Origin of the sequence: Gracilibacillus salitolerans (assembly GCF_009650095.1) — a bacterium.
Taxonomy (GTDB): Bacteria; Bacillota; Bacilli; order Bacillales; family Amphibacillaceae; genus Gracilibacillus; species Gracilibacillus salitolerans.
In genome coordinates, this window is the sequence record NZ_CP045915.1 from 4,832,179 (window position 1) to 4,851,403 (window position 19,225).

General features: G+C 38.1%; 21 protein-coding genes and 1 riboswitch. Of the genes, 14 read left to right on the forward strand and 7 right to left on the reverse strand.

The genetic code is table 11. The features are described 5' to 3' along the window. Positions 1-45 precede the first annotated feature (45 nt). The 3 genes from GI584_RS22575 to gucD are packed head-to-tail and all read left to right on the forward strand — an operon-like array spanning position 46 to position 3,106. A complete protein-coding gene (locus tag GI584_RS22575; RefSeq protein ID WP_100358632.1) occupies positions 46-720 on the forward strand; it encodes a FadR/GntR family transcriptional regulator in 675 nt (224 codons plus the stop codon). A gap of 19 nt (positions 721-739) precedes the next feature. After that, on the forward strand, positions 740-1,636 hold the full coding sequence (locus GI584_RS22580; RefSeq protein ID WP_100358631.1) for a hypothetical protein: 897 nt from the start codon (positions 740-742) through the stop codon (positions 1,634-1,636). A 21-nt stretch (positions 1,637-1,657) separates the two neighbouring features. Further along, on the forward strand, positions 1,658-3,106 hold the full coding sequence (gene gucD / locus GI584_RS22585; RefSeq protein ID WP_153792706.1) for an alpha-ketoglutaric semialdehyde dehydrogenase GucD: 1,449 nt from the start codon (positions 1,658-1,660) through the stop codon (positions 3,104-3,106). 103 nt (positions 3,107-3,209) lie between these two features. Here the strand turns inward: gucD and GI584_RS22590 are convergent, their stop codons facing one another. Further along, positions 3,210-4,211, reverse strand: coding sequence for an ABC transporter substrate-binding protein (locus GI584_RS22590; protein WP_153792707.1), 1,002 nt, complete (start codon positions 4,209-4,211; stop codon positions 3,210-3,212). 180 nt (positions 4,212-4,391) lie between these two features. Between GI584_RS22590 and GI584_RS22595 the strand changes: the two genes are divergently transcribed. The 3 genes from GI584_RS22595 (at position 4,392) to GI584_RS22605 (ending at position 6,963) form a co-directional block, all read left to right on the forward strand. Then, the gene (locus tag GI584_RS22595) at positions 4,392-5,417 is read left to right on the forward strand and encodes a FecCD family ABC transporter permease (RefSeq protein WP_100358628.1); all 1,026 of its coding nucleotides are present in this window, start codon (positions 4,392-4,394) and stop codon (positions 5,415-5,417) included. After that, complete coding sequence (locus GI584_RS22600; RefSeq protein ID WP_153792708.1) at positions 5,417-6,412, forward strand: FecCD family ABC transporter permease; 996 nt, start codon at positions 5,417-5,419, stop codon at positions 6,410-6,412. Before GI584_RS22595 ends, GI584_RS22600 begins: the two co-directional genes overlap by 1 nt. A gap of 77 nt (positions 6,413-6,489) precedes the next feature. Further along, positions 6,490-6,963, forward strand: a complete 474-nt coding sequence (locus tag GI584_RS22605; protein ID WP_153792709.1) for a DinB family protein — start codon at positions 6,490-6,492, stop codon at positions 6,961-6,963. A 198-nt stretch (positions 6,964-7,161) separates the two neighbouring features. On the opposite strand, the gene queF is transcribed toward GI584_RS22605, so the two are convergent. The 3 genes from queF to serC form a co-directional block, all read right to left on the reverse strand. After that, entirely contained in the window at positions 7,162-7,569 is a 408-nt protein-coding gene (gene queF, locus GI584_RS22610; protein ID WP_153792710.1) for a preQ(1) synthase, read from the reverse strand. A 145-nt stretch (positions 7,570-7,714) separates the two neighbouring features. Further along, positions 7,715-8,587: an SDR family oxidoreductase gene (locus GI584_RS22615; protein ID WP_153792711.1), complete on the reverse strand. Its 873-nt coding sequence runs from the start codon at positions 8,585-8,587 to the stop codon at positions 7,715-7,717. Between the two features lie 70 nt (positions 8,588-8,657). Further along, positions 8,658-9,737, reverse strand: a complete 1,080-nt coding sequence (serC, locus tag GI584_RS22620) for a 3-phosphoserine/phosphohydroxythreonine transaminase (RefSeq protein WP_153793050.1) — start codon at positions 9,735-9,737, stop codon at positions 8,658-8,660. A gap of 55 nt (positions 9,738-9,792) precedes the next feature. Beyond that, positions 9,793-9,874: riboswitch (ZMP/ZTP riboswitch) on the reverse strand. Between the two features lie 214 nt (positions 9,875-10,088). Here serC and GI584_RS22625 point away from each other — a divergent pair. The 4 genes from GI584_RS22625 to GI584_RS22640 all read left to right on the forward strand — a co-directional run bounded on the left by GI584_RS22625 (position 10,089) and on the right by GI584_RS22640 (position 12,888). Then, positions 10,089-10,796: an HAD family hydrolase gene (locus GI584_RS22625; RefSeq protein WP_153792712.1), complete on the forward strand. Its 708-nt coding sequence runs from the start codon at positions 10,089-10,091 to the stop codon at positions 10,794-10,796. A gap of 1 nt (position 10,797) precedes the next feature. Next, positions 10,798-11,172, forward strand: coding sequence for a PilZ domain-containing protein (locus GI584_RS22630; RefSeq protein ID WP_153792713.1), 375 nt, complete (start codon positions 10,798-10,800; stop codon positions 11,170-11,172). 25 nt (positions 11,173-11,197) lie between these two features. Beyond that, positions 11,198-12,364, forward strand: coding sequence for an MFS transporter (locus tag GI584_RS22635; protein WP_153792714.1), 1,167 nt, complete (start codon positions 11,198-11,200; stop codon positions 12,362-12,364). A 107-nt stretch (positions 12,365-12,471) separates the two neighbouring features. Next, the gene (locus tag GI584_RS22640; RefSeq protein ID WP_153792715.1) at positions 12,472-12,888 is read left to right on the forward strand and encodes a DUF4395 domain-containing protein; all 417 of its coding nucleotides are present in this window, start codon (positions 12,472-12,474) and stop codon (positions 12,886-12,888) included. Positions 12,889-12,943: 55 nt separating this feature from the next. Here the strand turns inward: GI584_RS22640 and GI584_RS22645 are convergent, their stop codons facing one another. Then, positions 12,944-13,555, reverse strand: a complete 612-nt coding sequence (locus GI584_RS22645) for a hypothetical protein (protein ID WP_153792716.1) — start codon at positions 13,553-13,555, stop codon at positions 12,944-12,946. A 250-nt stretch (positions 13,556-13,805) separates the two neighbouring features. Beyond that, a complete protein-coding gene (locus GI584_RS22650) occupies positions 13,806-14,534 on the reverse strand; it encodes an EcsC family protein (protein WP_153792717.1) in 729 nt (242 codons plus the stop codon). A 114-nt stretch (positions 14,535-14,648) separates the two neighbouring features. Between GI584_RS22650 and GI584_RS22655 the strand changes: the two genes are divergently transcribed. Then, on the forward strand, positions 14,649-15,383 hold the full coding sequence (locus GI584_RS22655) for a MerR family transcriptional regulator (protein ID WP_153793051.1): 735 nt from the start codon (positions 14,649-14,651) through the stop codon (positions 15,381-15,383). Between the two features lie 184 nt (positions 15,384-15,567). Further along, entirely contained in the window at positions 15,568-16,281 is a 714-nt protein-coding gene (locus tag GI584_RS22660; RefSeq protein WP_100358615.1) for a DUF421 domain-containing protein, read from the forward strand. A gap of 155 nt (positions 16,282-16,436) precedes the next feature. Here GI584_RS22660 and GI584_RS22665 read toward each other — a convergent pair whose 3' ends face one another. Then, a complete protein-coding gene (locus GI584_RS22665; protein WP_153792718.1) occupies positions 16,437-17,558 on the reverse strand; it encodes a GGDEF domain-containing protein in 1,122 nt (373 codons plus the stop codon). A gap of 293 nt (positions 17,559-17,851) precedes the next feature. Between GI584_RS22665 and GI584_RS22670 the strand changes: the two genes are divergently transcribed. Then, positions 17,852-18,031 carry a small, acid-soluble spore protein, H family gene (locus GI584_RS22670; RefSeq protein WP_100358613.1) on the forward strand — a complete coding sequence of 60 codons (180 nt, stop codon included), beginning with the start codon at positions 17,852-17,854 and terminating at the stop codon, positions 18,029-18,031. 13 nt (positions 18,032-18,044) lie between these two features. Further along, positions 18,045-18,911: an SDR family oxidoreductase gene (locus tag GI584_RS22675; protein ID WP_153792719.1), complete on the forward strand. Its 867-nt coding sequence runs from the start codon at positions 18,045-18,047 to the stop codon at positions 18,909-18,911. Positions 18,912-19,225: the final 314 nt, after the last annotated feature.

Here is a 19,225-nt window from a genome sequence, read left to right on the forward strand (position 1 = left end):
TTTTAAATTTTCTGAAAAATTAAATGTCAAAGGACGACAAACAAGATGAAAAAGAAAAAGTTAATCTATGAAATCGTATACGATGAAATCAAGAAAAATATCCGAGAAGGAAAATGGCAGGCAGGTGAAAAAATTCCAACAGTGCAAGCATTATCTCAGCAATTAAATGTTAGTGTTTCTTCCGTTAGAGAAGCGATAAAAATCTTAAGCCAACAAAGAATCTTACGTGTGGAACAAGGTCGAGGAACTTTTGTAGAAACACAATTAAGTGATAATCCGAATCAAACATTTGAGTTTTTAGAGAATTCATCCATGGAACAACTGACAGAAGCCCGACTTGTTATAGAACCTGAATTGGCGGCAATCGTTGCAGAACGAGGCAGTGAAGAGGAAGTGAAAAAAATCTTACAATGTGCCAGAACCATGCAAAAAAAGATGTTAGCCGGAGAAGACTTTCTAGAGGAGGATATAGAATTTCATTATTTAATTGCACAGGCAACAAAAAATGACGTGCTACTAAAAATGATGACGCTAATCAGCGATCTGTTATACGATAGCCGACGTCATTCGATGAAGATCAAATCACAAAATGAAAAAGCAGCAAACTATCATATTCTCATTGCTCAAGCCATTAAAGAACGAAACCCTTTGCAAGCTAGAAATTTGATGAATTCTCATATAGTAGACTTATTGGATGACCTTAAAAAAAGACCTCGTTAAAAAAGGAGTGGAGCTACTGATGAAAAAATCACGAGAACTACTACAGAAATTAACGTTTCCTGTAAAAGATGCACACGATCTGCCAGGTTCATCACAAACCTTCGATGATGGAGGTAATTTCCGTATTGAGATTCCTTCGGTTGAAGGAGCAGCGACGATGAAGGCAGTAATAGAAGAAGCAAAAGAGCAAGGAGTCCATGTTAACCGTGTTTCACAAGGTAGCGGCATCATGTTACTTAGTGATCAGGAAATAAAAGAAATGGTGGCTATGGGACAGGAGCAAAATATCGAGGTGTGTCTGTTTGTCGGGCCTAGGATGGCCTTTGATACGGGAGCTAGTGGGCATATTAGTCCGACACTGGGCTGGCGTCATGCTGGTATCGATCAGCTAAGCTATGCATTGGAAGATATTTTTCGCGCCATTGACCTTGGCATTAACAGTATTTTAGTAGCGGATGAAGGATTACTACACCTTATTGGAGAAGCAAAAAAAGCTGGAGATATACCAGAAGAGTTTATTGTAAAAGTTTCCGCTTTAATGAGTCCAGCCAATCCTGTGTCAGGTAAACTGTTTCAAGATTTAGGTGGTACGACATTAAATATACCTGGGGACCTTTCGCTAGCACAAATCGCATCCTTCCGCCAAACCGTTGATGCTACTCTTGATATGTATGTGGAGTCTCCGGATAATCTGGGGGGATTTATTCGTTATTATGAAATAGCTGAAATTGTAAGAGTGGCATCACCAATCATGTTAAAGTTCGGCTTACGAAATGCAGCAAATATTTATCCATCTGGACAACATTTAGAAAGCGTATCCATTTTGCAAGCAAGGGAAAAAGTAAAAAGAGCTGCAATTGGGCTTACACATTTACAAACTACTAATCTAGTGCAATCAAAAACTATTACTTATTAAGACTTAGAAAGGAGTTTTTTCATGATACAATACGCAAACTATATCAACGGTGAATGGCAAAGTAGCAATAGTGGAAAAACCTATCAAAGTATCAATCCTGCTAGCATAAACGAGGTAGTAGGAGAAGTCGAATATTCGTTAGCAGAAGAATTAGACACAGCAGCATCCTATGCAAAACAAGCGAGGACAGATTGGGAAAAACTAACAGGCGCAGCACGAGGTCAATATTTGTATAAAACCGCAGATATTCTAGAAAGTAGATTAGAAGAAATTGCAGAAATCATGACGAAAGAAATGGGGAAAACGTTACCTGAAGCGAAAGGGGAAACCGCACGTGGTGTCGCTATATTACGCTACTATGCAGGAGAGGGGTTGCGCGAAGAAGGTGATGTAATACCGTCTACCGATGCTGATGCTTTAATGCTAACAAAGCGTGCACCAATCGGTGTTGTGGGCGTGATCACTCCCTGGAACTTCCCTGTAGCAATTCCCATTTGGAAAATAGCACCTGCCTTAATCTATGGTAATACGGTCGTGTTTAAACCGGCTTTAGAAGCATCTGTCACTGCTGCGAAAGTAATTGAATGCTTTAACGAAGCAGGATTACCAAATGGTGTTGTCAATATGGTAAATGGGGAAGGCGAAGTAATTGGCCAGCAGATCGTAGACAATCCACAAATAAATGGCATTACCTTTACTGGGTCGGATAAGACAGGAAAAATAGTCGGGCAAGGAGCACTAAATAGAGGAGCTAAATATCAGCTTGAAATGGGGGGTAAAAACCCTGTGATTGTAACGAAAGATGCCGATATCGACCTAGCCGTGGATGCTACAATAAGTGGTGGATTGCGCTCTACTGGTCAGAAGTGTACAGCGACCAGCCGTGTCATTATCGAAGAATCGATTTACCCTACATTTACTGAAAAACTACTGAAAAAAGTGAAAGAAATAACGGTAGGTAACGGGTTGCATCCTGACACCTGGATGGGTCCTAGTGTTAGTGAAAAACAGCTTAACACTGTTCTGGATTACATCGAAATCGGTAAAAATGAGGGTGCAACATTAATTCACGGCGGTAATCGTTTAATGGATAATGGACTGGATCAAGGCTTTTTTGTTGAACCAACCATTTTTGAAAATGTAACAACGGACATGAGGATTGCACAGGAGGAAATTTTCGGACCGGTTCTTGCTTTAATGAAGGTAAAAGATTTAGAAGAAGCTTTAACCATTGCAAATGACGTAGATTTTGGTCTAAGTGCTTCCATCTTTACAACGAACATCCAGAAGATGCTTACTTTTATCGATGATATGGAAGCAGGAATGGTTCGCATTAATGCTGAAAGCGCTGGTGTTGAACTACAAGCCCCATTTGGCGGTATGAAAAAATCAAGCTCCCATTCCAGAGAACAAGGACAGGCAGCTAAAGAATTCTATACTAATATCAAGACAGTCTTTATTAAAGGGTAGTAGCGAAGGAGAAAGGGATTCTAAATTGACTCACGAGTTGCAAGTTTATTGTATAAAAGGAGGAAAAAAGACGTTGAGTGCCTACTCAACGTCTTTTCCTTCCTTATTCAACTAAACTTTCCAAAGCATCATCAATCATTTGACTGTTTGCAATTGGTCCTGTATACAGCCAACTTGAACCTTGACCGTACTCATAAATATTATCTTTTTGTACGGCAGGAATGTTTTGCCAAATAGGATCTTCTAATACACTTGATCCATTATCACTATTCACTAAGATGATATGATCCGCTTCTAATTCTGCCAATTTTTCTAATGAGATTTCTGACCAGTTCGCCGTTGTTGTTTCTGAAATCTCAGATACTACACTCGGAGCTTTCAACCCTAATTCATTATATAATAGATCGCCACTGGACAAGTTCTCACTTACAACGTAAAAAGTATCCGCAAATAGCCATAAAGCAGCAACAGACTCATCACCAATAGCTTCTTGAATTTGCCCTTTTGCATCCTCTGCTTTCGTGTCATACCCTGCTAAAACTTCTTCTGCTTTCGCTTCCATTCCGAAGACCTCAGCGATCATTTGGAATTTTTCTCGCCAGTCATTGTTTTCTTCTGTTCCTACAACAAAGGTTGGCGCAATTTTATTATATTGATCATATTTATTATCTTCTACCATGCTAGCAGAATCCATTAATAACAAGTCTGGTTCAAATGAGGTAACTGCTTCATATGGTAATTCACTTGGAATAGTTGGAATGTCCTCTAAATCATCCTGTAAATAATCCTGAATATCTTCACCATCTCGAACAGACCATTGTGCAACTGGTGTAACCCCTAGCGCAACTAAATAATCTTCTAGATAAGATCCAATCACTCGTTCAGGATTTGCCGGAACCTCTACTTCATGACCCATCGCATCTGTTACGGTTCTTGTTCCTTCATCTTCTGTCTCTGTATCGTTAGCAGTTTGATCCTCTGTTGCTTCGTTTTCATCTGTAGAAGATTCTGCTGGTTCTGTATCTTCATTATTGCCACAAGCTGCTAATAGAAATAAAAAAGCAGCAGCTAAACATATTAACCAACTTTTTCTATATGCTTTCACTTTGATAATTTCCTCCTTATGCTATGTAACACAATTCGCTCTTTTAAATGATAACAATTTTCATTTTCAATTACAAGAATTATTTTTCGAGAAAAACAAAACATCTATCTATCAATCTCTATCTTTTTCCCTTATACTAGAATGATAATAGTTCTCAGTTTGTTAAGGAGTCTGTACAGAATGTCTTTTTCAAGAAATAATAAACGAAATTCCCGACCACTGGTTGCTTCATTCGTCATTATCGGTGGTTTCATTATACTTCTTCTTTCATTAGTAGTTTCCATCATATATGGTGCGGCGGAAATCGATTTACCAACAACTTGGGACGCACTGACACAATTTGATCCCAATGAAACAGCACATCAGATTATTCGTAATTTACGTCTTCCACGTGGATTAGCTGCTGCACTGATTGGCGCAGCACTTGCTGTTTCCGGTGCGATTATGCAAGGGATGACCAGAAATGCCTTGGCATCCCCATCCATTATGGGGATAACGGCTGGTGCCAGTTTTATGATTGCTGTAGCAATGGCAATTACACCACAAGTTTCATCTTTAGCTATGATGATATGGGCATTTGCTGGTGCCGGATTAGGTGCTGGAATCGTCTTTGGTGTAGGATCTATTTCTAAAAGTGGCCTCACTCCTGTTAAATTAGCATTAGCTGGTACTGCTGTTACATCGATGTTAAGCGCACTTTCTTCTGGCATTGCTATTCATTTTAATATTGCCAAGGATATGAGCTTCTGGTATGCAGGTGGGGTGGCCAGTGTCCAATGGATCCATGTCCAATTACTGGCACCGATTGTAATTATAGGGCTGCTTATCGCTCTCTTACTATCAAAATCGATTACTGTATTAAATTTAGGTGAAGATGTTGCTAAAGGGCTTGGGCAACAAACTGTCCTTCTGAAAATCATCGCAACCATAGTTGTGCTCTTATTAACAGGAGCCGCTGTCGCTGTAGCAGGAACCATTGGATTTATCGGGCTAGTCATTCCACACATTACCCGTTTCCTTGTCGGAGTTAATTATAGATGGATTATTCCAGCTGCTGCTGTCTTAGGGGCTCTATTGCTTGTCCTTGCTGATACAGCTTCGCGTATGGTCAATCCTCCATTTGAAACACCAGTAGGTACGATGACTGCATTAGTAGGGGTCCCCTTTTTCCTCTATCTTGCTAGACGTGAAGGGAGAGGATTGTAATGGTATCACAAAAAAGAAAAACAGGATTATTACTGATAGGACTCCTTCTCGCGATTTTTGTAACACTATTAATTTCACTTAATACAGGAACAATGACGATCGGTCCTATAGACGTATGGAAAACAATAATAGGGCAAGGTAGTGATCAGAATGAGCTTGTATTATTTGATTTCCGTTTACCACGAATGGTAATAGCACTCTTAATCGGAGCGGGTATGGCGATATCCGGAGCCATTTTACAAGGGGTCACCCATAATGAATTAGCCGATCCCGGTATTTTAGGGATTAATAGTGGGGCAGGTTTTGCTGTTGTATTATTTATCTATTTAACACAAGGAAGTACATCCTCCCAAGTGTTTATACTCCCATTAGCTGCACTTGCAGGAGCGGTGTTAGCTGCGATATTAATTTATCTGATTTCCTGGAAAAATGGTGTCTCTCCGATTCGATTGATATTAGTCGGTATTGGTATTAATGCTGCTTTTTCGGCTTTAATTATTGTCTTCCAATTGAAAATGGATCCGAATAATTTTACTCAAGCTACCATCTGGCTGTCCGGTAATATTGCAGGGACGGATTGGACTTATACCCTCACTTTATTACCGTGGATTCTCATACTACTGCCGATTACATTTTATAAATCAGGAACATTAGATACTTTACACCTTGGTGATGAAACCGCACAAGGTCTTGGAACACATGTGGAGAGAGAACGATTATTCTTACTTTTTGTTGCCGTAGCACTTGCAGGTGCAAGTGTAGCTGTAGGAGGAGCTATTGCTTTCCTCGGCTTGGTGATCCCCCACCTTGCACGAAAATTAGTTGGATCACGTCATAAGCATATGCTCGTAATCTCTGCTTTATTAGGTGCACTGCTATTACTTGCAGCTGATACAATCGGTCGAAATATACTTGCACCCTCTGAAATACCTGTTGGTTTAATTGTTTCGCTAATTGGTGGGAGTTATTTCGTTTATCTTTTAATGAAATCTTAATAGTTGTTTAATGAAATACCAGAAATAATTTGTTATGTTGATTGTAGTTCGTACTATTAAATAGGAGTTGATGAAAGTTGTATCGAAAAGTAGATGATTTTATTACGGATTGGAATAATGGCGCACAAGGAACCATCCAAGTACTTGAATCATTAACAGATGAGAAGCTTGATCAAGCTATTGTGGAAGGACACAGTACACTTGGCTGGCTCGGTTGGCATTTAGCAATTTCTCCTGCTTTTTTCGCTGGAATTGTCGGATTAAACGTGAAAGCTTCCGGTAATCCAAGTGAAGTCCCTACACAAGCAGAAACGATTGTCCAAGCATACAAAAAAATAATAGAAGATGTACAAAAAGAAGCGAAAATTTTAACAGATGAGCAGTTAGCAGAGGAAATCGATAGCTTTGGTAATAAAACAACTCGTGGTGCTATGTTGCGAACGTTAATTGACCACCAAACACACCACCGTGGTCAAATGACAGTACTTCTTCGTCAAGCAGGATTAAAGGTACCTGGAATAATGGGGCCTACGAAAGAGGAAAGTAATTAAATAAGAAAAGCTTAGTGCGAGATAAAGGAATCACGGAGAGCTTGCGAACCGATGATGACTTTCACCCAAGGGCATAAGGGCGATTCGTGAAGTCGCCTGGTTTCTGGGCTCGGAGCTAGACAAACACCCAAATTTTATACTTTCTTTCCTAGTAGAACAAAACAAGCACTCAAGGTTTGACTTAAGTGCTTGTTTTTATTATTCTGCATATTCTCTATGTGCTTCCGTAGTCAACTCAATTCCACCACGAGCTGTCTGATAAACGGTAACTTTAACAGTAGCAGGTTCGATCGCCCACACAATATCATCCGCTATTTGAGCTGCTAATGATTCACAAAATGCACCGTGATCACGGAAAGACCATAAATAAAATTTCATCGATTTTGACTCAATACACTTGTGACGTGGTATATAAGAAATTTCTACTTTGCCGAAATCTGGTTGTCCCGTCTTCGGGCAGACTGCAGTAAATTCTAATGCTCGAAAGGTAATATTTTGTACATTTGGCGCATCAAATGCTTCTTGTTTTAAAACTGCTTTTCCTTCTTCTACACTACTTGGTCTAGGCATTGGGCCTGACCTTGGTAAATAATAATTCTCTGACATGTATATTCCTCCTAGTTTTGATAAAGCAGGATGGTTGCGAACTGCTTATATTGGTCTAAAAAAGCATTATAGCAGAACTTATTGGAATTGCCAATCTGAGTTACTGATTGAGACCTATAAAGTGAGACTTCCAGCAGTGGGGGTTTTACGGACGATTAGCACCAGCACCTTGATTAAAATACTCTTCCAATGTATGCTGGCCATGTTTTGGCGCTGTCATATTATCTAGTCCCATAAACGTTAGAAAAAATTCGATAGGTCCATAGGTTTTACTACTAGTAAATGTCTTGGCAAGTTTTAAAATAGCTAATCGGATCCAGTCTGGAATATATGTTATTTTAGGTTTCTTATTCAATGCAGAAAATGCAAGATGTGCAATTTCATTTAGAGTTAATACCTCCGGACCACCCACCTTTATTTCTAACACAGACTTGTCAATGGCTGACACACATACTTCTGCTAAATCCTCACCATGTATGGGATTCATTTTGCCTTGGCCGTCTCCAAACAAATATACTCTTCCTCTTTTAGCCATCTGGTAAAAATCTGTCATATCTGAGAAAAAACCGTTGGGTCGAATAATCGTATAATCTAAACCAGACTGACTTAACTCATCCACAAATTTTTCTTTAGCAGCGCAAATTTTCACATCCCTCTTTTTGTCTCCTTTTAAAACCGATACATAAATAAACTTCTTCACGCTACTTTGTTTAGCTTCCTCTAATACATTTACATTCGCCTGATAATCCACATCCATGTAAGTAAGCCCATCTTTTTGCCGAGTAATGCCGACCGTTGAAATCACTACATCAACATCTTTACAACAATTTTTTATGGTTGAAGGCTTTGTCACTTCTCCCTCTATCACTTCATAGGGACGGTTTTCAACTTGTGGGAGCTTCTGCGGATTTCGAACAACGACTTTAACTGAAAAATTCTGATTCACTAATTCCTTTAAAAGAAAACTCCCTAGATATCCTGTAGCACCCACCAACAGTACCGACGGCTTTTTATTCATTGCTATCCCCCTATTCACTTTGCGTTATCGTACAAAAAGGAAGCAGTCGCACAACGCTGCTTCCTTCATCCTACTGATGTTCTTTTTCAAATTTCTTCATAAATGCAATTAAATCTTCTACACCTTCAACTGGCATCGCATTATAGATACTTGCGCGCATACCACCAACAGAACGGTGACCTTTTAACGTTTCTAGTCCTTCTGCTTGTGCTACTTTAACAAATTCACCATCTAAGTCATGATCTGGAATAACAAAAGGAATATTCATAATAGAACGGCTGTCTTCTTTAACAGGTGAAGCGTAAAATGGTGATTGTGCAACATAATCATATAACATTGCCGCCTTATCCTCATTTCGAGCTTGCATTTCTTTTAATCCGCCCAATTCTTTGATCCACTCAAAAACAAGTTTTGCGATATATACCCCAAAAGTGGGTGGTGTGTTGTAAAGAGAACCACTCTCGCTATGTGTCTGGTAATCCAGCATGGTTGGGCACTGTTCAGACGCGTTTCCAATTAAATCATCCCGCACGATCACTACTGTTAAACCTGCAGGGCCGATATTTTTTTGTGCACCAGCATAGATCACGCCAAATTTAGAAACATCGATCTCTTCAGATAAAATATTGGAAGACATATCAGCAACCAATGGAACATTTCCTGTGTCAGGAATCTCATGGAATGCCGTACCTTCAATCGTATTATTGGTCGTTATATGCACATAATCCGCTTCTGGATCAATGATACTTGTATTAACTGTTGGAATATAAGTGAAGTTGGCATCTTCAGAAGAAGCAATCTCATTTACTTCGATAAATTTCTTCGCTTCTTTCATCGCTTTTTTAGACCAAGAACCAGTGTTTACGAAATCTGCCTTGCCATTTTTCTTTAAGTTCAATGGAATCGCTGCGAATTGCTGGGATGCACCACCTTGAACAAAAAGCACCTTGTAGTTGTCAGGGATATTCATTAAGTCACGTAAGAGACTTTCTGCTTCCGTAATAATATCCGTAAAAAGGCCTGAGCGGTGACTTAATTCCATCACAGACATGCCAGAGTCTTTATAATTTGGTAATTCTGCTTGCGCTTTTTCTAAAACTTCTAACGGTAACATAGAAGGCCCTGCTGAGAAATTGTGTACTCGTTTCATCATTAACCACACTCCTAATTAAAATTAAACAGAAAGAGGTAAGGAATGTTATCCTTACCTTTGCCCAGGCGAGCGGCTATCGATACTACGTGCTCCCTTGCGGTTAATCCGCACCCTCGCCAGTTACACGCAGCCTATTACTTTGTGAAAATTATAACAATATTCACACAATTTTTCAATTAAATTCTTTGTGAATGTTCTAATTAATACTTCTATATCTTTGTATCTTCATTTAGCAGTATTTTTAGTCTATACTTTTTCGCAAATAAATAAGTAAGAAATTCGTAACAGTTTACATTTGAAAAGTGTGATAAAATAACTAAGGTAGAATAAAAAGCTAGGAATGATAACATGCAGACGATAATCTTTGATGTTGATGACACATTATACGATCAGTTACAGCCTTTTCGAAAGGCGGTTGTTCAGCAGTTAGATACATCCTTCTCCGAATCGGAGATCGTGTCTTTATATAAAATAAGCAGAAAATACAGTGATGAAGTTTTTGAAAAGTATATGAGTGGTGAGATTACTGCTCTTTCATTACAAACTTACCGCATTACCAAAGCTTGCGAAGAATTTGGAATAGCCCTCAGCTATGATCAAGCAGTTCATTTCCAGGAAGTATATTTAGCGGAACTGCAAAAAATACAATTGTTTGATCCGATGAGACAACTGCTCGAACAATTGTCCGGGCAAGGTAAACAGTTAGCGGTTTTAACCAATGGTGAGCTCGACCATCAGATGAGGAAAGTCAAGCAGCTCCAGCTCACAAACTGGATTCCTGCTGATCACATTTTTGTCTCTGGAGACGTTGGGCACTCGAAGCCTAGCATCCAAGTCTTTGAACACGTTGAGAGAAAACTAAAGTTAGAGAAACAAGAAACACTCTATATTGGCGATTCATTTGAAAATGACATTTTCGGAGCAAAAAAAGCAGGATGGAATGCCGTTTGGATGAACCATCGAAAACGAAAAACTTCACAACATACAGTAAAACCTGATTATACCGTAGAATCACCTGAAGACATTTTAACGATTGCATCTAAGTGGAGGGATTAGCTTGCGATACAAAAGAGAAGAAGGCTTCCGTTATGCATTTGAAGTTCCTTTAGAGGCTACTTTTCAAATTATGAAAATAAATGATGAACATATAGAAAGCAAGACAGGGAAAGCATTTATTTATGATATAAGTCCTAGAGGATTAAAGCTTTCTACTGAACTTGATTTGTACTACAAGAAAAATCAGATTGAAGTAAGAACAACCTTTACATTACAGTCTGAACATACAGTTACCGGTGAAATCGTTTGGCAAGATGAGAATTACCGAGAAGGCTATTTCTATGGCATTGACTTGCATATTAGTGACGATTCATCGAGTTCCATTGTTCACGAGTTAAAACATTATGTGAAAGATAATCATTTCCACCAGGATTGACTTCTTTCGTTTTGGAGTGAGATTGTTGAATTCAAAAAAAGTACTAGGCATATTATTTGCTGTCATGTTCTTTGTGATGGTGGGGTTCGGAATTATTATCCCTGTTCTGCCTTTTTACGCAGAAGAACTTGGCGCATCACCATTTGAGTTAGGTTTATTAATGGCAACCTATTCGGTTATGCAATTTTTATTCGCCCCAATGTGGGGAAGAATTTCTGATAAAATTGGACGAAAACCTGTATTAATGATTGGTATTGCCGGTTTGGCACTATCATTTTTCTTGCTTGCCCTAGCAACACATTTATGGATGTTATTTGCCGCCCGTATTATTGGTGGGTTATTATCTGCTGCCAACATGCCTACCGTAACGGCATATGTGGCAGATATAACAAGTGAAGAAGATCGTGGTAAAGGAATGGGAATTATCGGTGCAGCTGTAGGTCTTGGTTTTATCTTCGGTCCTGCTATTGGTGGTGTCTTTTCCTCCGGTAATTTAGCGATTCCGTTCTATTTATCAGGTATTTCTTCTTTGATTACCTTTATACTAGTTGCGCTTGTCCTAAAAGAATCGTTAACTGAAAAAGGTCTAGCACATGGAAAAAAACGACCACCTTTATTAGAAGCATTTAAAACACCTACTGCGAATTTATATGTTTTGCAATGGTTTGTTTCGGTATCTTTAGCAGGGCTTGAAGCGACATTTGCCTACTTTGCGTATGATCGTGCCGGTCTTGGAACGGTTGAGCTTGGCTATATCTTTATGATCATGGGTTTAGCAGGAGCAATTGTTCAGGGTGGTTTAGTTGGCCAAATGACGAAAAAATTAGGAGAAGGAAATGTGATTCAAATCGGAATCATCGTCTCCGCTATCGGTTTTACACTTATTTTGTTTGTACAGAATTTCCTTACCGCAGCGATATTTCTGACTGTCTTTGGTTTAGGGAATGGTTTGATTCGTCCAAGCGTATCATCACTGCTAACGAAAAAAGCAACATCCGGCTATGGACAAGTTACTGGACTGTTATCGTCTTTCGATTCCTTAGGCCGAATTGTCGGACCACCACTTGGTGGAATGTTGTACGGGATGGCGATAATTATGCCCTACGTATCTGGTATCATTTTATCCGTTCTGGCTCTAGGTATTTATTATTTGTATAGGAGTCGTACAAATACCACAGTGGGACACGCATAATAATGAAAGCATGTTATCTGGGAGGGTAGCGTGCTTTTTTATATATTCGACTTTAACACGATTGAATTACTGTGTATACTTGGATTAACACTAAAGGAGGGATTCCAATGTCTATCCCTAAACCACTCGTTCAAACAAACCAAACATTTATATTAATCACTGTTTTATTCGGTTTGTTCATTCACCCGATGATTTTAATATTGCCTTTTGTCACCGGAGTCATTACCTTACTAACGAAAAATAACCCGGTAATCCGAATAGGGAAAAACTTTTTGACAAAACCAGCCAACGCCTATCCACCAGAAGATAAAGCACAACAAATCTTTAACCAATGGATTGCTACAGTTTGTATTGGGCTATCGCTATTATTCTTTACACTGCAAATCAATTGGCTCGCTTACACTTTCAGTACTATGGTTGTAATAGCTTCTGGTCTCGCCCTTGCTGGATACTGTATCGGCTGCACCATCCGTTATCGCTACACGATGTGGAGACATAAAAGAGGTTCTGAGGGAGGAGGATAACCCGTCCCTTTGTCATCAAAGCATGCTATCTGGAAAAAGATAGCATGCTTTTTGCTCACACTCTGTTATTCAACGATATCTCTTCTACTTTTAGTAAAGAAGAGAATATGCGCATAAATACTTCATAGCGATCTTCTTCATCACGTAATTGCTCTTGGAAATGCCGCAAATGCCTTGCAACATCTTCTCTTGTGCGGATATCAAATTGATAAAATTCTCCGATAGGGAAATATAAGGAATCACAAAAAGGAAGGAGAATACCGGCAGCGATCGATCCTTGCTTTGGATAGGAAAAGGTGGGCAGAGGGTGGAAAATTTCTAATGTTTTCTCCGTCTCAATATCGACTGCAACAAAAGCATTGGCACCAATTTGATTACCGATATAATAGTACGCTGGAGTGACATGTCGCCATTCCTGGAACCATGATTTCAAAACAGGCCAATTTTGGAAGTAGCGTTTATTTTCTTTTACAAAGTCTCGGAAACAATTAAAGGAAGGATTTAACTTTACTTCATAGATGAGGCGCCACCAAAAAAGATTTTCAACAATAGGGTCGTGCTTATTTGCGGGGATATTATAATCATTAGCAAATTCTTCGAAAACGGGACTGAGATCTGGCAAGTATTTTTGATAAGCATATTTCACAAACTTTAAATAAACATTCATAAGCAATTCTCCCCGAAGCTCCTCGGACAGCATCATTTCATGCCGGAATTTCACAGTCCTTTCTCGCGGTTTTGACAACCGGAAGTCATTTTTTTCATTTCTTTGAGTCATTACATCAATCCTCTCTTTTTAAATTTATTGCATAAAAACACACATAATATATTATTCGAGGTAATGTTGCAAATTCCTGCAAAAAAATAAAAGTCAGTTTAGTTTGAAGGAAGCACAGGGGAAGAGAACGCAAAATTGGTCATTCCCCTTGTATTTTTGTTCTACCCAACACTCTCAACCGATAGCTATTTTTGGCGGTCTGGCCAAGTTGATCGAGAAGGTTGTAGTTGGCATAGGCACCGACGATAGCTCCTAGCCCAGGTATCATTTGCAGTAATTTAACGAGATCAATATAGTCGCGGTATTCTTGCTGGAAGACACGCCAATCCATATCTGCAAGGCGGTCTTTCTCTTTCTCCCAATACTTAATCAAGTGATACACTTCTCTCCTTTTATAATCATTCGAAAACGCCAGCTGAAAGACATGTAAGATAAATAATCTTTCCTCATACCTCGATGTATCAAAACCATAAACCGTTGCCACTTCAAACAAAAATTTCATTTTTATCGATAATAACAATGGAAAATCAGCCAAACCTAAGAAGATACCACCAGCTCCAGTTCCAGCACCTTCAATCATAGCGGTCTTGCGGTAGTTCTCTAATTTCTGCTGAATTATTTTTTCCTTATCCTCTAATGAATTTCCGACATCCTGGCTCTTCCTTGTGGTAAAATCAGAACCAACTAATGTCGTTTGAACCATATGTTTAATTGCTTCTGTCATGATTTGATGTGCTTTTTCCGGTATATAACTGTTGATTTTATTTTGTGCTTTTTTTGATAACTGTTGAAAAGTACTCTTTTTCTTTAATATCTTTAATTCCCATTCAAGCATTTCTTGATATGCTTGTTGTTCATATTGATTCATGTCACATCTCTCCATTTTTATTCGTAGTCATCCATACGTATAGTCATATAAAAAGTTTCAAAAAACTCTTGACCCTCACGTTACGTTATAGCTTAAGCTTCATTTGAAAGGGTGATCAGCATGCAAGTAAAAGAAGTAGCAGCATTAACTGGTGTAAGTGTGCGCACCTTACATCATTATGATGAAATCGGACTTTTATCACCTGCCAAATCCGCGGAAAATGGCTATCGTATATATTCCGATGAAGACTTGACAACCCTTCAACAAATTTTATTTTTTCGAGCATTAGATTTTCCATTAAAGAAAATCAAAGAAATCATGTCTAGTTCTCATTATAACCGATTGGAAGCACTAGATATGCAGCGAAACATGTTACTGGATAAACAACAAAGAATTAACAGGATGCTCGAAACGATTGAAAAAACCATCCAAAACGAGAAAGGAGTGTACCACATGAGTCGAAAAGAAAAGTTCCAAGGCTTTGATTTCACTAACAACCCTTATGAAGAAGAAGCAAGACAACGTTGGGGGGATAAGAAGGTAGACGAAGCCAATCAAAAAGCACAGAGCATGACCAAGGAACTGCAAGATGAAATGAATCAGATATACAAAGAATTAGCAGCCATTCGGCACCTGGATCCCACTTCAAAGGAAGCACAACAAACCATTAAAAAGTGGTATGATTTTTTAAACGACCATTTCACTACCTATACACCGGAGGCCTTCCAAGGATTAGGAATGATGTATGTACAGGATGAACGCTTCACTGAAAATATTGATCAATTTGGTAAGGGCTTGGCCAAATTCATGAGTGAAGCCATGAATGAATTCGCAACAAATCAAAAATAAGCTAAAACATATTGATCATTGGTCATAGTACCTTTGATCATTTTTTTGGCAGAATCAAAGAAGGTTTGCATAGTATTTGCTCTTTTTTAATGGTTGATACCCTTTCTAAGCGTCCTTCCCATGTATGCATCAATCAAACAAGGAGAACATAACCTTAAATCTTATGTTATTGAGGTGTTTGTACATGTCTGACATTCTGATTATTATCGCCAGAGTGCTTACCATTCTCCCTTTACTACTCATCATTACTCTCTTCATGGGGAAAAGAGCAATTGGAGAACTTCCAGTATTTGATTTTCTTGTGATCATTACGTTATCCTCTGTCGTCGGTGCAGATATTGCGGATCCAAACATTGACCATATTCCTACAATCACCGCTGTTATTCTAATTGGTCTTTTGCAAAAAATCGTATCCTATTTAAAACTTGCAAACAGACGGGTTGGCAGATTGATAACATTTGAGCCAACCATTGTGGTATATGATGGAACGTTTCTTCAACGAAATTTAAAAGATACCGGATTCTCTATTGATAACATTTTACAAATGCTAAGAGATAAAGGAGTTTTTGATAGCAGGGAAGTCGAAATAGCTATTATTGAGGCAAATGGCTCATTAAGTGTATTAAAAAAACCGGAAAAAAATCCAGTAACAGCTGAAGATTTACAAATTGACCAGCCTACCTCTAAAATTTCCTATCCGGTTATTGTTGAAGGAATAGTTCACAGCAAAGTCTTGGCGGCCAGGAATCTTAATGAGGAGTGGCTGCAGGCAGAGCTTACAAAAATAGGCATAACGAATCCAAAAGATGTTTTTTTTGCTTCCATTAACCTGTTAAATGAAATTCATATTTCACTTTATGAAGATCAATTTATGGAGACTCCTCCTATTCAACATTAAAAACTTCAGAAGTAGGATTAAAGCACCTATACAGTAATGAAAATCAATACCTTGAAGCCATGTTAGTACCCCCTAAAAGCTCGTCTTTAGTCGTGAGAGGTTAGTTGTGGATACATTGGCAATCCCACGGCTAAAGTCACAAACTAACTTACCATTTAAGTTTCTTGAACAGCTAAATGACTATCCTCTTGTTTATACATTACTTGATTTTTACCACTTCGTTTTGCCTTATAAAGTAATTGATCTGCTCGTTGAAAAAAGAGCTCTTTTGAAATATCCTCAGTTAACGTTTTTAAACCAATACTTACCGTTATATTTTCATTCAATTCTTCGTGATTTTGATTCGCTATATACAATCGGAGACTTTCAATTGTTTCGCAGGCTTCTTCTAAACTTTTATTTGTAAGAAGAATCGCAAACTCCTCCCCGCCATAGCGTGCTACAATGTCATCTTCTGTCACCTGTTCCGATATCGCATCTGCGACTCGCTTCAGAACTATATCGCCATTACTATGACCATAAAAATCATTAATCATTTTGAAATTATCAATATCTAGTAGAGCAAGTTGTAGTGGCATCCCTTGTGAAATACTTTGATCATACAAAAAATCTAAATATTCATGGAATGTTTTATGGTTATAAAGACCAGTTAGAGCATCAATCTTTGATAATCGTTCCATCATGGCACTTTTCACAATTAATTCCTTTTCTTTTTCTGCTGCTCGTTGAAGGAATTGAAATACTTCATTTCCTCTTTCTATAACGATGAGATAAGCCATATAGCCCGCAAGTAGTACAAAGTGATAGGAAAAATACTCATAAAGAGTTCCTGCTTCTCTTATGGATGGTAATGCATATAGGGAGGTTAATGCGATTAGATTAATAACTAAACTAAAACGTAGTTTCTTTTTATCAAAATAAATTAAAACAACTGCCATCGCTAATAAAAGAAGAATTTTCAATCCAGACACTGTAGGGTGGCTGATAATAGTTACGAGTGCTAGAACCGTACCAGAAATCGTTAATAATCTTGAACTGTATATTTGTTTATGATTAATTAAGTAGTGTGTAATCAATAAAATACTAACTTGAATAGAGGAAGAGATTATTACTTTATGTATAATAAAACCACCAATATAATCAGGGGTATAATAGATGGTTACTAATAAGCCAATTATTTGTCCTAAAAAGGCCATTATTACCATTAACCAATAGATATAGAGTATTTTCTTTGTCCACATCTTATTATTTAAGCGTGTCGGTCTTGTGCTTGCCATTCTTTACCCACCTTTCTCATATCCAAGTTAATTCTATTATACACAGATCATTAGGACTATACACCCATTATTTTCAATTAGCTTATATTTTTTGGAAGAATAACTAACAAAAACCATATCCTTTCTTTCCAAAAGTAAAGCAGAGACTCAAGACCTATATGAAACACATTTTTTCCCATGTATTAATCTAGACGTTACAATTTCTTTTCAAATGGGAATCTTATGTTTAATTAGCGATTCTAAAGGTTATCGAAAAATATAAGCAATAAAAAATACTAAGGAGGTTACGTTTAATGAATCTAATGAGAGCAAAAGAAATTAAAGATGATCCGGTTATGAAAGATGTTGTCCATAACGGTAAATATGTCTATATCGAGGATGTGAATGACGAAACGCAGCAAGCTTTAGTTAGATATACCAAACGCTCAGAAGGACTTTTTGAAGTTGATGTTACCAATTTAGTAGAAGAATAAATGGAGGTAGAACATGCAACCATTTAATATGCAAAATGAATCCACACCAAGACAAAAACAAACGAAGCAGCCTGGTTTGGAATATAAAATGGAGCCTTTGCCACATCAGCCGTTAGGTTATACTGGATCTGGTAGGTTATCCGGTAAATCAGCCTTGATTACAGGCGGTGACAGTGGCATTGGCAGAGCCGTTTCAATCACCTATGCAAAAGAAGGCGCCAATGTAGCTATTTCCTATTTGGATGAACATAAAGATGCACAAGAGACAAAACACCTGGTAGAACAAGAAGGTGTACAGTGTATCCTTTTACCTGGTGACATAAAAGAGCCCGATTACTGTGAAAGATTAGTAGAAGAAACGGTTCAAGCCTTTGGTCAAATAAATATTTTAGTCAATAATGCAGCTATCCAATATGTGAAGGAAGATGTTGAAGACATCTCCAATGAACAATTTGATGAAGTGTTTAGAACAAACTTCTTTTCCCAATTCTATTTAATTAAAGCGTCAGTTCGTTATATGAACGCAGGGGATAGTATTATTAATACTTCATCCATTAATGCTTATAAGGGCAATGGTATATTAATGGATTACTCTGCTACAAAAGGAGCTATTACTGCCTTCACAAGAAGTATTGCTCAAAGCCTTGCCAAAAGAGGAATAAGAGCCAATTCTGTTGCACCAGGGCCGGTATGGACACCGCTTATTCCTGCTTCTTTCGATGAAGACCAAGTTGAAAACTTTGGTCAGGATGGATTAATGGGAAGACCCGGTCAACCTTCAGAACATGCATGGCCATATGTCATGCTTGCTTCAGATGATGCTTCTTATATGACGGGCCAAGCCATTCATATCAATGGGGGATCATGGACCTCCTCCTAAATGAAAGAGCTGAAACACTTAGAATAGTGTTTCAGCTTTTCTCATTCTCATAATATTACAATTTCATTACAAAGGACGAAATAACCATTTTTCATGATTAAAAATATATTTCGGTGGTATTTAATAATTAAGATATTCATAAGATGAATTTGTAAGATTATCTCATGAGGAGTTGATATTATGTAGCTAGTCCTCAACATCTTACACACAGGCATTAATGAATATGTTATTATTAATGCAAGTGGAGCTTAATAGGATAAGAACTTCACAGCCAGTTTTAACGCTAGCCTAAATAGTTATTGCTCCAAAAAAAT